Here is a 14899-nt window from a genome sequence, read left to right as displayed (position 1 = left end):
GGACGCATGCCGCGGTGGTACGCGGTTCGACCTGACCGCCCCATGACCCGCCAGACCTGATCCGTCGCACCAGCCATTAAAGGGGTTCTCGTTGACCAGTCATCAAGTGCAGCTCTTTCTCCTGGACGTGACGCTGATCGTGGTGCTGGCACGCGGGCTCGGCGTGCTGGCCGGGCGTGTGGGGCAGCCACCCGTGGTAGGCGAGATAATCGCCGGCATCCTGCTCGGGCCGACGCTGATGGACGGCAGGATCTCGGACGCACTCTTCCCCGCGGAGGTACGGTCGTCCCTCACCGGGGTCGCGGATATCGGGCTGGCGCTGTTCATGTTCGCCGTGGGTCTCGAGGCGGACGCGGGCGCCTTACGCGGCCGGGGCCGGCTGGCCGTCGGCGCAGTGGTCGGAGCCAATGCCGTCCCTTTCGCGCTGGGCGTCGGTCTGGGTTTCTACCTGCTGCGCACACATCCGGTGCGAGGTGCGTCGCCGACCGCGTTCGTGGTGTTCGTGGCCCTGACGATCTCGGTGACGGCCTTCCCGGTGCTCGCGAGGATCATCGAGAGCCGGGGGCTGTTCGCCACGACGCTCGGCGGCCTGGCTCTGGCGACCGCCGCCATGGTCGACGTGGTGGCCTGGGCCGAACTGGCCGTCGTCCAGGCCTTGATCGGCGGCGGAGCGGCGTTGTGGCGTACGGCGTTGTTCGTTCTTTACGGCGCTGGTCTGTTCCTCATCGTCCGGCCTCTGCTGCACAGGCTCATGCGGGCGGAGTGGAGCCGGCGTCTTCCGACGGCGTGGACCTTCCCCGTGGTCATGGCCGGAGCACTGCTGTCCGGGGCGGCCACCGAGGCGATGGGCATGCACTTCATCCTCGGTTCCTTTCTCTTCGGGATGGCCATGCCGCGCACCGGCAGCGCCGCGTCGCATGCCGATCTCAGTGACGGCGTCGGCCGGCTCACCTCAGTGCTGCTGCCGGTGTACTTCGTGGTGGCGGGGCTGCAGATCGATCTGACGTCTCTGTCGATCTCCAGCATCTGGCAGTTCGGCGCCATCCTTCTCGTCGCGGTGGCAGGCAAGGTCGGCGGGACCTATCTGGGGCTGCGAACCCAGGGCATGCCTGCGCGACCCTCCATGGCCATCGCGGCTCTGATGAACACGCGGGGGCTGACCGGACCGATCGTCGTGGGCGTCGGCCTGGAGATGGGCCTCTTCGACGGTGAGTTGTACTCGCTCATGGTGGTGATGATGCTCATCACCACCCTGATGACGGATCCGTTGCTGTCGCTGACGTTCCGCGGCTCCGTGGAGGTTCCCGGTTCCGTACGCGGGGACGGAGAGTCCGCGAGACGGCGTGTGACGGCGCGACCCTGATCCGGTCGCGGCCCAGGTCGGCGGGGCGGGCCGCGGCCGCCGTGCTCCGCCGGCCACGTCCCGCCGGCCCGCTGTCGCCGAGCCGCGCACCACGCACAGGCCTTCGCTCAGGCGGCGTTCACCAGCGGGTCCAGTCCCGGTAGGGCGAGCAGGATCGGCGGGCGGGACCAGTCCAGCGCGCGAGCCCGGAGCTCGACGTACGGAGACGCACCCGGGCCGACGGTGATCGGCCCCACCGCGTCCCAGAGCATCGGGGGTTCCGAGGCCTGGGCGGCATAAGGCGCCGCGGGGTCGGGTGTGCCGTACGCCACCGCGTGCAGGTACCAGGTGCCGGCGGGAACCCCGCTCAGCACGAACGCTCCCTGACCGTCGATGATCTGCGACGCGACGGCGGGGCCTTGCAGGATGATCGACTCGGACAGCCCGATGTAGAACTTCGACCGCAGGTCGCCTTCGGCCGTCGCGTGGCCGACCACCGTCCCCTCGTGCTGGGCGGCTCCGCACAACCGGTCCAGCGTTCTCGCGGGGGGAACGCTCCAACCGCCCTGATGCAAACGCCGGTACTCAGTGGGGGAGACTCCGACGGATCTGGTGAAGCGACGCGTGAAGGTGCCGGTGCTGCTGTAGCCGACCTCTGCCGATATGTTCGCGACGTTGAGCGAGGTCGTCAGGAGCAGCCTCTTGGCCTCCTGGAGCCTCACGGCACTCAGGAATCTACCAGGAGTCACTCCGGTGACCCGGCTGAACATCCGGAGAAAATGGAATTTGCTTACCATCGCGTGTTGAGCGAGCTCGTCCAGGCTGAGTGGTTCTCCGTGCCGTTTGTAAATCGTTTCGACGGCGCGCCGGACAAGGTGTTCCATGCTCTGGCTCCTCTACGGTCTTCGAGTCGATGAACAGCGGCTGATCAAATGGAGAAGTTTTATGTGCATGTAAGTCTGTGCTGCCGGGGCCGCATGTCCGTGTCCATCCTTCGTTTCGTTGAACGTCGGCTGAGAGCATGAACGGGCCTGGGTAAGGCTGTGGACATCGATGTTTCTCGCGCTGTTGAGTTCGTGCACGGCGCTGAGGTGCCTGTATGGAAAGCCGGTCGGTGTTACCGAGGGCATTGCGGGTCGTCACCTCCTGTCAGGTGAGCCTGGCATTCGCTACCCTCGGTCGCTATGCGAAGCCGTGAGTAAAACGGAGAAACGAGTCCGGATGTCAAACAGCCATCCGCATGTTCGCAATACTCGCCGAACGGCGGCGGTCATGTCTTCTTCGCTGTTGTCTGACTCGTTATAAGACAACTAGTGCGACAAGTGGTCAGGAGATATGGTGCACCCCGGCCAGGCATTCCTTGTGCGGTGCCGAATGCAGAAAATATGCAGGCGAAAGCGATCAGACGGGTTTGGCATCGCTATTCGGCGCGTGCCCGTCCGCCTGATTTTCGCCGAGCCGATTGGCGCGACCCAGGAGGTACGGAACCAAGCTTGCCGACCCGCGCTTGCAGATCACGCACAGCGCGCCTTCAACGGCCGCATATGTGGTGTGCCGAGACCGGGCCGTGCCGGCCCTGCGACGGGCGAACACCTGGCGCGGAGCATCGCCGTGGCGTCGGATGAGGGCTCCGGGACCGGGCGCCGCGCTCGAGCCGATTTCGAGCAGGGCTCGAGCCGCCTGAGAGAGGGCGCATCTACCTTCGGCGGGCAGCATCCACCGGTCGAAGGAGAGGTTATGGTCCGTACCGTACACCGCGTGATCGTGCCGCTGATCTGCGCGAGCGTACTCGTCGTGACGGGGGCGCTGGCCGCCGCCGCCCATGTGGTCCTCCGTCCCAACACCGCGACGCAGGGCGACTTCACGAAGCTGACGTTCCACGTGCCCAACGAGGCGGAGAGCGCCGACACCGTCAAGGTCAAGATCGTGCTGCCGGACGCGCAGCAGGATCTCATTCCCGCAGCCGTCGTACAGACGAAGGCCGGTTGGACCGTCAATACCGAGAAGCGGAAGCTGGACACGCCGGTCGTCGTGGAGGGTAAGGAGATCTGGGAGGTCCTCAGTTCGGTCACCTGGACCGCCAAGGACTCCACCGCCAGGATCCGTCCCGAGCAGTTCGACGAGGTCGCCCTGTTCGGCGGGCCGTTGCCGAGCGTCGACAAGATCTACTTCAAGGCGTACCAGTACTACAGCGACGGCTCGGTGGTGAGCTGGGACCAGATCCCGAGCGACAGCGACCCGAACCCGGCCCACCCGGCTCCGGCGCTGCTGCTCAGCCCGCCGGGCGGGACGCCGAGCGGGCAGTCCGGCGCGACGGGCGAGCACGCCGCGTTCAACGGCGCCGGCGGGGTGCGCCTGACCGCCGCGGAGGAGAAGACGTCCGAGGCCCGGCCCACCGGGTCCTCGATGCTGTCCGCCGCCGTTCCCGTCGCGGTACTGCTGCTCGGCGGCATGGCCGTGGGGCTTCTGCTCGGCCGGCGGCGCTGGGCCCGTACCAACCAGGGCGAGTAGGCCCGCAGAGGCGCGGGAGCCCCGTACGCGCCGAGAGGCCCGTGAGGGTGGAGAACGGGGCTTGGGACATCAGGGGAGGGGCTCCTGCCGGGAGCCCCTCCCCTGATGTCAGGTCGTCCGGCCGGCGGATGGCCGGCCGCTCGCCAGCCAGGCGCCGATGCGCGCGGCGAGGCGGGGGAGCCGGTCTGGCGCGATCATGGAGAAGTGGTCTCCGGAGGCCTGCTCGGACTCGATTCCGGGGCACACGGAGCGCCACGCGGGCAGGGTGTCGGGCCGATCGGGCTCATCGGCCGCGACGAAGAGGAGCACACGCTGGTCCAGCGGCCCGGGACGGTAGGCCGCCAACAGCGCCAGCTCGTGCTCCTGGACGCGCTTCAGGTGCTCGTAGCCGGCCTCGTCGACGTCACCGGGGAGCAGCCCGTGGGCGACCGCGGCGTCCCGGGCGATCTTCGTGTGGGTGCCCGGAGCGGCCGCCCGCAGCGCGGCCACCGCGTCCTCGGGAGGCGGCCCCAGCCGGAGCGTACGGAGGAAGCCGATGTGGCGGTCGGCGTCGGTGAGCGGGAGGTGGATGTCCCTGATCTCGGTGTCGAACATGACGACCCGGCATTCGTGGCCCTGCGCCGACAGCTGGCGGGCCACCTCGTAGGCGATGGAACCGCCCATCGAGGCGCCGCCGAGGAGGTAGGGCCCCTCGGGCCGGTGCCGCAGCAGTTCCTCGCGGTACCCGGCCGCCATCGTCTCCAGGTCGGGCGCGAAGGCGGCGTCGGAGCCGTCGACGAGAGGCCGGCTCTGGAAGGCGCGCACCGGTCCGGCCCAGGCCTGGGCGAGCGGCCGGTACGGCGCCACGGCGCCACCCAGGACGTGGAACAGGATCAACTCCTCTCCCGCACCGTCACCGAGGTTCACCATGCAGGAGACGTCCGGGCCGTGGCCGGCCACGAGGCCGGCGAGCCCGCGTACGGTGGCCGCCTCGAAGACGCGGCCCATCGGGATGTCGACGCCGAGTTCCACCCGGATGCGGTTGACCAGCCGCAACGCCAGCAAGGAGTTCCCGCCGAGATCGAAGAAGTCATCGTCGGGGCTCACCGACGGCACCTCGAGAAGCTCGGCGCACAGCCGGCCGAGCCGTTCGGTCAGGTCCTGGCCGGAACCGTCCGGACCCGGGACGCCGTCGCCCTCCGGCAGGTCCGCCGCGGGCTCGCCCGCCGACCGGACCAGGGCGAGCGCCGCCGCGTGGTCGACCTTCCCGTTGGGGGTGAGCGGCAGCGCCTCGACAACCTCGATCAGGACGGGCACCATGTAGCGCGGCAGCCGGGCCGCCAGGTGCTCGGCCACCGTGTCCCGGCCGGGCCGTTCGCCGGGTTCGGCCACCACCAGGGCGACGAGCCGTTTACCTCCGGCCGCCTGGTCGACGCACACGACACATTCGCGGACCAGCGGATGAGTACGGCAGGCGGCCTCGATCTCGCCCGGCTCCACCCGGAAACCCTGGATCTTGACCTGGCGGTCCTCGCGGCCGAGGAACTCGATGGTGCCGTCCGGCCAGTACCGCCCCAGGTCCCCGGTGCGGTAGAGGCGTTCTCCCGTCACGGGGTGATACACGAACCGTTCGGCCGTTCGCTGCTCGTCCCGCCAGTACCCGCGGGCGAGGCCGATCCCGCCGATGTAGATCTCCCCGACGGCCCACGGCGGGCGTACGTCCAGCCGGTGGTCGAGCACCTTCATCGTCTGATTGGTCAGCGGCCTGCCGTACGGCACGCTCTGCCACCGCGGGTCGACGTCCTCGACCTCGTACACGTTCGACCAGATCGCGGCCTCGGTCGCGCCGCCCATGGCGATGACGCGGGTCGCGGGCCAGAGCGCGCGCATGCGGCGGGGCAGTGACGTCGGCACCCAGTCGCCGCTGAGGAGGAACGCCCGCAGCGGCGGCAGGCCCAGCTCCGGTCTCTGCTCGGTGACCTCCACCAGCATCTCGGCCAGGGCGGGGACCGAGTTCCACACGGTGACGCCGTGTTCGCGGGCGGCGGCGGCCCACGCGAGCGGGTCGGGGCGGGCGGTCGCGTCCGGGATCACGAGCGTGCCACCCGCCGCCAGCGTCCCGAACACGTCCCAGACCGACAGGTCGAAGCTCAGCGACGAGATCCCGAACACCCGGTCGCCGGGGCCGAGGCCGATGCGCCGGTTGACGTCCGCGATGGTGTTGAGCGCGGCGCGGTGCTCGATCACCACGCCCTTGGGCCGTCCGGTCGACCCGGAGGTGTAGATGATGTACGCCGGGTCGCACTCGTCGCCGTCGGCCTCCGGCGGCTCGGGTCCGGCCTGGAGTTCGTCGACGTCCAGCCCGGTGAGGGAGTCGCCGGCACCCAGATCGGGCACTCGGTGCGACTGCCGCAGCACGACGGTGGCCGAGCACTCCTGGATGAGGAAACGGATGCGCTCGGCCGGCAGGTCGACGTCGACCGGGCAGTACGTCGCGCCGGCGCGCAGCACGCCCAGGACGGCGACGACCTGCTCCCAGCCCTTCGTCATGACGACGGGCACGACGTCGCCACGGCCGATCCCCTGAGCGTGGAGCCGGTCGGCGACCGCCGCGGACAGGCGCTCCAGCTCCCGGTAGGTGAGCGAACGCCGGGCGGACCGGACGGCGACGGCGGTGGGACGGCCGGCGGCCTGGCGCAGGAACCCGTCCTCGAGCCGGCCGGGAGGGGCCGGGGCGGTGGTGTCGTTGGCGGCGGCGACCACGGCGCGGTGCTCCGGTGGCACGGGGTCCGGCCGTGCGTCGGCTCCGTCCGGCCCGGCCAGCGTCTCGAGCATGCGCCGGTAGGACTCCACCACGGCGGCGGGCAGTCCCGGAGGGAACGCCTCCTCGACGAAGTCGATGTTGGAGAAGATGCCTCCGTCGAGGGCATCTCTGATCTGGTTGTCGACCAGGACCTGGGGGGTGTGCTGGACGCGTTGGACGAGCCGGAACGCGGGCCGCCCGGGCGGCATGCTGTCGAAGCCGGGTCCCTGGTTGTTCGTGAACACGTACGGGAAGGCCGCGCGCTGCGTCCAGCCGTTGCGCTTGGCCAGCTCGCGGCTGATCCGCACGGCGGTGACGTCCTTGTTGGCCATGTCGCGCCAGAGCCTGCGCTGCAGGCGCTGCGCCCGCGCCCAGAAGTCCTCGTCGTGGCGCAGGTCGACCTCCAGGGGAAGGGTCGCGCTGCGCTGTCCCACGACCTGTTGCACGCCGGGACGGTACGCGATGTCGTACTGGTGGACGAAGTTCAGGCAGAAGTGCGGGGTCTCCGCCCACGCGCCGAGCGCCTCGGCGAACACGTGCAGCAGGGCGGTGCTCGGCAGCACCCGGTGCTTGCGGAAGTTGGCGCAGAACCGCCGCCACTGCTGTTCGGTCAGCCGGCTCGTGCGGCCGGTGAACCAGACCGAGTCGATCCCGGCCGCCTGCCGGGCGGTCGGGAGCCGTGGTGCCTCCGGCAGCGTGTCGAGCCGCTCCTCCCAGTAGGCCAGCTGCCGGCGGAACTCCTCGTCGTCCTCCCGCGCCAGCCGGGACAGCCGCCACTGCCGGAAGGTCTCGTGCACGGGCGGCAGCTCGATGCCGGGATTCTTGTAGTACTCCAGCCAGTCGCTGATCACCGTACGCATGCTGGATCCGTCGAGCAGGATGAGGCTCATCCTGAGGTGGACGCGTACGCGGTGCGGCCGTAGGCGGCTCACCACGACCTCGAACAGCGGCCACCCGGCCGGATCCAGCCCCGCGCCGCACATGCGCTCGCGAATCTGGCGGATCGACTCCTCCTGCCGGTCGCGGTCCAGATCGGTCAGGTCGATGACGGGCACCCGGACCCGCGGGGTCTCCTCCACCCCCATCACCCGCTGGTACCCGTCCTTCGACATGACGGTCCGCAGTTGCTCGTGCCGCTCGACCACCTTGTTCACGGCGTCCTCGGCGCGCCCGGGATCGAGACCGACGATCTCCGACTCCAGGTAGTAGTTCTGCCGCCCGCCCAGCTCGAAGACCCGGCTCCGGCCCACCATGTACGCGGACTGCAGATCGGTCAGCGGGAACCGGTCGGGGAGAGCGGCTCCACCGGCCGGAGGAGCGACCGACGGAACGTCCGGCTTTGTCGTCGTCACGGGTTCCTCCCACTCCGTTCGTCGTTCGCCGGAACCGCGCCCACGTCGTTCACGGGCCACGGCACCGGCAGGTCCCGGCCGATCTCGGGCAGGACCTCCTGTGGCGTGTCATGCAGGTAGAAGTGCCCGCCCTCGAACGTCCGCACGATGCAGCGGACGGACGTGTGCGCCCGCCAGGCCCGCAGTTCGTCGAGCGTCGCCTCCAGGTCCGCCGCGCCGCCGAACACCGAGATCGGGCAGTCCAGCGGCGGGCCGGGCCGGTACCGGTAGGTCTCCACCACGGCGAAGTCCGCCCGCAGGGCCGGGAGGAGCGGGGACATCACGTCGGGATCCTCCAGGAACTCCGGAGGCGTGCCGCCCAGCTCCCGGAGCCGGGTGAGGAGGTCCGGCAGCGGAGCGTCGTGGATCGGCGGACGCCGTGAGGGGATGTCGGGCGCGGGCCGCCCCGACACCATGAGCCGAGCGGGCTCGCCCAGACCGCGGCGGCGCAGCTCACGGCAGACCTCGAAGGCCAGGAGCGCCCCCATGCTGTGGCCGAACCACACGTGTGGCCGGTCCAGCAGCGGAGCGATCTCCTGGACGAGCGCCCCGACGACGTGGCCGACCCGGGTGAGCGCCGGCTCGCGGAAGCGGGACTCCCGGCCGGGCAGCCGGATCGCGACGACCTCGACGTCGGGGGGCAGATGGCGCGGCCACGGACGGTAGACGGCGGCGCCGCCCCCGGCGTGCGGCAGGCAGAACAACCGCAGCCGCGGGGAGGGGACGTGGTTCCATCGCACCGTCCACGAGCCGGCCTCGGGCAGTGTCCTGGTCCGGGTCACAGCATCCACGTGGCCACCCTTTCGCCGAGCATGACGCAGGTCAGAGCCGGCGGCGCGCTGACCGGTGACGGCATCACCGAGGCGTCGCAGACCACGAGTCCGTCGACCTGGTGGACCCGGCAGCGTTGGTCCACCACCGCCAGGTCGTCGTCGCCCATCCGGGCCGTCCCCGACGCGTGGAAGAGCGGGCTGATCCAGCGCCGTAGCGACCGCCTGAGCAGGGCGTCGTCGCCGACCATCCGGTCGGTCCAGATGACGGTCCTGCCCAGGTGCTCGCTCATCGGCCCGGAGCGCAGGATCGACCAGGCCGTACGGACCCCGCCCATCAGGCGTTCCACGTCATGCCGATCGGTGCCCAGGCCCAGCACGATCTCGGGAGCGGAGTCCGGTTCGGGACCGGTGACCGCGACGTGGCCGCGCGAACGTGGAGTGAGCAGCACGGTGGACACCATCGCGGCGATCCTCCCGCCGAGCATGGGACCGACCCGGGGCACGTCCGCGGTGGTGACACTCGCGGCGAGGAAGATCCCGAGGTCGGTGTCGCCTCCGGCGCTCGCCGCCCGTGCCATCACCTCGTACCACGGCATCCCGGCCCGGCAGACTCCGGGACGGGGGGTGGCCAGGATCGGCACGGCGGGATGGTCGCACAGGTCACGCCCGACGCCGGGCAGGTCGATCAGCGGCCGGATCCCCGACGCCGCCAGGCGCCGCGGGTCTCCGATGCCCGAACGCTGGAGGATCAGCGGCGTGCCGACGCCGCCGGCGGCCAGGGTGACGCGCCGGGCGCGGACCTGCCGCGGCCGGCCGCCCGTGACCACCTCCACTCCGGTCACGCGCGCGCCGTCCAGCAGCACGCGTACCGCCGAGCACCGGTCCGCGACGGTCAGGCCGGGACGATCCCGCGCCAGGGCCAGGTGCGTCCGCTCCGAGGACATGCGCCGCCCGCCCAGCTCGTTGCGGGGGATGAGCCCGGCCCCGGATCCGCCGCCGCCGTTGAGGTCCGGCAGCTCCGCGATGCCCAGGTCGCGGCAGGCGCGGAGAAAGGCGCCCGCGAGCGGGCTCAGCTCCGGCGCGGTCGCGCGGCGGATGGGCACCGGCCCGTCGAGGCCGTGGTCCTCGCCCTTGAAGTCCGCGTCGGCCTCCAGCCGCACGTAGTGCGGCAGGACCTTCTCCCACGACCACTCGGGGTTCCCCGCCGCGGCCCACCGGCTGAAGTCGGCCGCGGTCCCGCGGAGCGCGATCGCGCCGTTCACCGCGGATGTGCCGCCGACGGTCCGACCGAGCGGGTAAGGGCACTGGGGACCCCCGGCCTCGAGGTCGGCCGAGTACGCCCAGTGCCGGCCCGTCAGCACGGGGATCCCCGACGCGCCCGGCGGCGTCCCGTCGGCGGCGTGGTCCGGCCCGGCCTCCAGCACCAGCACCCGCCGTCCGGGATCCTCCGAGAGCCGTCCGGCGAGCACGGCGCCGGCCGTACCGGCGCCGATGATCACTTCGTCCCACGGCTCCGGGCTCTCCAGCGGGCCGCTCACGACATGCCGAGCCGGTCGCGCACGGCGACCGCGAGCTCGGCGATCGTCGGGCTGTCGAACAACATCTCCAGACCTTCCTCGGCGGTCGCCTCCAGGCCGAGTTCGTCCTGCATCCGGTCGATGATGCTGACGGCGTGCAGGGAGTCCCCGCCGAGCTCGAAGAAGCTGTCCTCGACGCCGAACTCGTCGTGCTCCAGCGCGTCCCGCCAGATCGCGAAGAGCGTGCGCTCCAGTTCGTCGCGCGGGCCGACCTGGCCGGAGGTGTCCGCCTCGTCCCAGGGCAGGGGAAGCGCCGCCGAGTCGACCTTGCCGTTCGCGTTCAACGGCAACCGGTCGAGGAAGACGTAGTGCCGCGGCACCATGTAGGAGGGGAGCAGTTCCTCGAGGTCGCCACGCAGCCCCGTCGCGTCCGGCCGTACCGCGCCGGCGGGGGCCTGCGCCACCAGGACGTGCTGGACATGGACGTCCGTGACCGCCGCCCCGTCCGGGATCGAGCCGAACACCGCGAAGCCGGCACCGGCGACGCGGTCCCGCCACTCCGGCACCGACAGCAGGGGACCCTGGCGCTCGCCGTGGCCCTTCGCCAGACCTTCCAGGAAGGCGACGGTGACGAGCTGCTGCAGGGAGTTGGCCGTGCCCTCGATGAGCACGAACAGCCCGCCGGGCGTCAGCAGCGACCGCAGATGCTCCAGGCTTCGGTCCAGGTCGGCGGCGTCGTGCATGACGTTGGCGGCGACGACCACGTCGAACGTGCCCGGCGTGACCCCTTGCTCATCCGGTGCCCGGTCGATGTCGAAGGTTCGGTAGTCGACGATGCCGTCATCGCCGAAGCGTGTCCTGGCGCGCTGGGTGAAATAGCGTGAGACGTCGGTGAACGCGTAGCGGGCCCGTTCGGCCGGCAGCTCCGGCAGGACGTGCTCCGTGGTCGCGCCCGTCCCGGCTCCCACCTCCAGGACGCGAACGCTGCGGTCGGCCGGCGTGCTCCGGGCGAACGATCCCACCACCTTCGCCGCGATCCGGTTCTGCAGGCGCGAGACGGGGTTGAGGGCGTAGAGCGCGTCGGTCACCCGCGAGTCGCCGCCGGGCAGCAGCAGGCTGAGCGGGCTGACCTCGCCTCGCAGCAGTCGTACCTGGTTGCCGGCGCAGTCGCCGAAGTAGCCGAGCAGCGACTTCGCGGCGTCCCGCGCGTCGATGGCGTCCAGCCCACGGGCGATTCGCGCGTCCAGCTCGTCCGCGTCGAAGGGGCGCTCACAGCGGAACTCTCCGGCGCGGCCGGTCGCCACCAGGTACCCCTCCGCCTCCAGGACCGCCATCCATCGGCCGAGGAGCCCGCCGTAGACGGGTTTGAGGCCGCACCGTTCCACGACCTCCGTCCCCGTGGCGGTGTCGCCCGACGAGCGGAAGTACCCGAGGCGGGCGAACGTCCGCGCCATGAGCGGCGGGCACAGCCGTTCGACGGCCCGCCAGGTTTCGCGGTACCGCGCCAGTTCCTCGTCGAGCTCGGCGGCGCCCCGGGCCAGCTCCGCCGCGCCGGACGCGATCGCCGGTTCCCAGGCGCCGCTCGCCTGCCGGGTCGCGTCGCTCGTACCGTCCGGCCCGGCGGGCACCACGTACGCCACCAGGTGCCGCCGTCCGGTCCGGGGTTCGGTCTTCACGCTCACGACGGACTCGGCGACGCCCGGCCGGCGTTCGAGCGCGGAGTTGATCTCGCCGAGTTCGATCCGGTAGCCGTTGATCTTGACCTGCTGGTCCTCCCGGCCGAGGAACTCGATGTCGCCGCCCGGCAGGTAACGGCCGAGGTCACCGGTGCGGTACAGCCGCTCTCCCGTCTCCGGGTGGATGACGAACCGTTCGGCGGTCCGGTCCGGGTCGGCCCAGTAGCCGCGCGCCACGCCGACGCCGCCGATGTAGATCTCCCCGGTGCTCCAGACCGGGCACGGCCGGAACCGGCGGTCGTAGACGTGCAGGGTCTGACCGCCCAGCGGTTTGCCGTACGGGATCCTGGACCATTCGGGGGGAACCTCGCCGATCGGGTAGCACACCGACCAGATCGACGCCTCGGTCGCACCGCCCAGGCTGATCACTTCCGCGCGGGGATGCAGCGCGCGGATCGAGTCCGGAAGCGACACGGGGATCCAGTCGCCACTGAGCAGGACCAGCCGCAGGGCCGAGGCCGACCCGGCGTCCGTCCCATGCACCTGCGCGTCCGTCCACGCCTGCATCAGCGCGGGCACGGAGTTCCACACGGTGACACGGTGCCGCCGCACCAGTTCGGTCCAGTGCGCGGGATCGTGGTGCCGGTCCGGGGACGGCATCACCACGGTCCCACCCGCCGCCAGCACGCCGAAGATGTCATAGACCGACAGGTCGAAGCTGAGCGCCGAGAGCGCCAGGACCCGGTCGGCGGGCCCCACCCGGAAGCGGCGGTTCATGTCGTTGATCGTGTTGGTGGCGCCGCGGTGGTCGATCATGACGCCCTTCGGCCGGCCCGTGGAACCCGACGTGAAGATCACGTACGCCAGGTCCCCGGCCGCGGGGGAGTCCGGGAGCGGATCGGAGCCGGCCGCGACCACCTCCGGGTCGGCGAAGGTGACCACGCGGACGTCCGGCGGCCACGACAGCCGGTCCCGGAGCCGCGGGGTGGTGATCACCGTCCGCGCGCCGGCCTGGTCCAGCAGGTCCGACCGCCTCGCCTCCGGCCACTGCGGGTCGATCGGCAGATACGCGGCGCCGGAGAGGGTCACCCCGAGTACGCCCGCGACCTGCTCCCATCCCTTGTCCATGATCACGCCGACGAGCGAGCCCGGGGCCGCTTCGAGCTCTTTCAGCCGGCGGGCCATCCGCCGCCCGTACGCCACGATCTCCCGGTACGAGCGCTCACCGTCGGCGCCGATCACCGCGGTCGCGTCCGGAGTACGGGCGGCCTGCGTCTCGACGAGCCCGCACAGAGTGTCGCCCGGTCCGGCCAGGGCGGCCCGGACCCCGGTGTCGTTGGCGCGGTCGCGCTCCTCCGCCTGCCAGGCCGGCAGCACGGCGAGGGAGTCGGCCCGGTCCCAGGCGTCCTCGTCCTCCGCCAGCCGGTCCAGGACACTTCCATAGACGGCGAACATGTCGTCCAGCAGCCCGGCCGGGAAGAGCGCCTCCACGACGTCCCAGTTGTAGGCGAGCTCTCCCTGTTCCTCCGCCACCTGGTGGTCGAGCCACACCTGGGGCGTCTGGGTGAGCCCGTAGACCTGTTCGCCGAAGAACCTGATCCCGTCCGAGGGATCCTGCTCGGGCGCGCCGAGGACCAGGGCGCTGGTGAAGACGATGGGCATCGCGGCGTTCGGCCCGCTGCCCAGACGCCGGCTGCGCTCCCGCTGAACCCGCACTCCGCTGTAGGCCAGGTGCTCCATGTCGCGCATGAGCTGTCGCTGGACCCGCTGTGCGCGCTCGGCGAAGGACGCCTCGGCGTCCGCCCGCACCTCGAGCATCGTCAGCGTGGTGAAGTCGCCGATGACCCGGTCGATCTCCGGGTGCGCCTGCGGCCGGTTGAACAGCGTCAGGTTGAGGGTGAAGTCCGGTTGCGCGGACCACCGCCGCAGCACCTCCGCGAAGGCGGTCATCAGCACGGCCGAAGGCGTGACGCCATGTCGCCCCGCGGAGCGCTTGACCGCCGCCCACCGCTCCCGTGGGAGACGGGCCTGACGGCGGGTGAACTCCGTGCGCTGGAGCTGGGAGGGCTGGACCGCCAGCGGCAGCGCCGGTGCGGGCGGGAGCGAGTCGAGGCGGTCGTGCCAGTACTCCTCGGCTCGCTTGTACCGGGCGGTCTCCCGCGCCCGCTCCTCGCTCAGCACGAAGTCGCGGTAGGACAGCTCGAGCGGCCGGGGCGCCCAGTCCGGGTCCTCGTAGAACCGCCGCCAGTCCTCGAAGAACAGGTAGAGGCTGAGCCCGTCGAGGATCATGATGTCGAAGCTGAAGAACAGGTGCAGCCCGCCGTCGCCGATCCGCGCCGCGCGGATGTCGAACAGCGGCCATGTGTCGGTGGACAGCGACTGGTGGTCCATCTCGGCGCGGATCCGACAGATCGCCTCCGCCTGTTCGTCCGGCGGCGGTGACGCCACGTCGGTGACGCTGATCTCGTACGGCGGCACCGTACGGAGGACGCGCTGCCGGCCGTCGGGCTGGACGACCGCCCGGAGCATGTCATGGCGTTCGATCACCTTGTTCAGGCTCTCGTTCAGCCGCCGGAGGTCCAGGCCGCCGCCGGCCAGCTCGAAGTACAGGTGTGTGGAGACGCCGCCGAGCTCCACGGCCGAGCCGCGCCCGACCCAGTACGCGTGCTGGATGTCGGTCAGGGGAAACGGTTCGTACCGCTCGCCGGGCTGCGGGACGATCGCGGGAACCTCCTCCTCGGGCCCGCTGCGCCGCAGCAGGTCGATCAGTTCCTCCCGGTTCAGCCGCAACCTTTCCCGCAGTTCCGCGGTCAGGGCCCCGGCGGGCGCGAGCACGTCCAGGCGCCCGTCGGTCATGCGCAGCCTGATGCCGCGCCGGTGAAGTTCGCTGAGCAGGTCCTGCGCCAT

The 14899-nt window shown here is 71.2% G+C and carries 7 protein-coding genes; 2 read left to right on the top strand and 5 right to left on the bottom strand.

All coding sequences use genetic code 11. The features are described from left to right. Nucleotides 1-91 precede the first annotated feature (91 nt). The gene (locus OG417_RS42840; RefSeq protein ID WP_329241762.1) at nt 92-1363 is read left to right on the top strand and encodes a cation:proton antiporter; all 1272 of its coding nucleotides are present in this window, start codon (nt 92-94) and stop codon (nt 1361-1363) included. A 107-nt stretch (nt 1364-1470) separates the two neighbouring features. On the opposite strand, the gene OG417_RS42835 is transcribed toward OG417_RS42840, so the two are convergent. Next, entirely contained in the window at nt 1471-2112 is a 642-nt protein-coding gene (locus OG417_RS42835) for a helix-turn-helix transcriptional regulator (protein WP_442875788.1), read from the bottom strand. Nucleotides 2113-3079: 967 nt separating this feature from the next. Between OG417_RS42835 and OG417_RS42830 the strand changes: the two genes are divergently transcribed. After that, on the top strand, nt 3080-3853 hold the full coding sequence (locus tag OG417_RS42830) for a YcnI family copper-binding membrane protein (RefSeq protein ID WP_329241755.1): 774 nt from the start codon (nt 3080-3082) through the stop codon (nt 3851-3853). A gap of 108 nt (nt 3854-3961) precedes the next feature. Here the strand turns inward: OG417_RS42830 and OG417_RS42825 are convergent, their stop codons facing one another. The 4 genes from OG417_RS42825 to OG417_RS42810 are packed head-to-tail and all read right to left on the bottom strand — an operon-like array spanning nt 3962 to nt 14899. Beyond that, entirely contained in the window at nt 3962-7987 is a 4026-nt protein-coding gene (locus OG417_RS42825; RefSeq protein WP_329241753.1) for a non-ribosomal peptide synthetase, read from the bottom strand. Then, complete coding sequence (locus OG417_RS42820) at nt 7984-8817, bottom strand: thioesterase II family protein (protein WP_329241749.1); 834 nt, start codon at nt 8815-8817, stop codon at nt 7984-7986. The genes OG417_RS42825 and OG417_RS42820 overlap by 4 nt, the downstream gene beginning before the upstream one ends. Then, nucleotides 8805-10337 carry a GMC family oxidoreductase gene (locus tag OG417_RS42815; protein WP_329241747.1) on the bottom strand — a complete coding sequence of 511 codons (1533 nt, stop codon included), beginning with the start codon at nt 10335-10337 and terminating at the stop codon, nt 8805-8807. The genes OG417_RS42820 and OG417_RS42815 overlap by 13 nt, the downstream gene beginning before the upstream one ends. Then, nucleotides 10334-14899 (bottom strand): non-ribosomal peptide synthetase, encoded by a 4566-nt coding sequence (locus OG417_RS42810; protein ID WP_329241745.1) that lies wholly within the window; start codon nt 14897-14899, stop codon nt 10334-10336. The genes OG417_RS42815 and OG417_RS42810 overlap by 4 nt, the downstream gene beginning before the upstream one ends.

Origin of the sequence: Actinoallomurus sp. NBC_01490 (assembly GCF_036227085.1) — a bacterium.
GTDB classification, from domain to species: domain Bacteria; phylum Actinomycetota; class Actinomycetes; order Streptosporangiales; family Streptosporangiaceae; genus Actinoallomurus; species Actinoallomurus oryzae.
The sequence above is the reverse complement of the archived record's forward strand: the minus strand, read 5'-3'. Positions and strand labels throughout refer to the sequence as shown.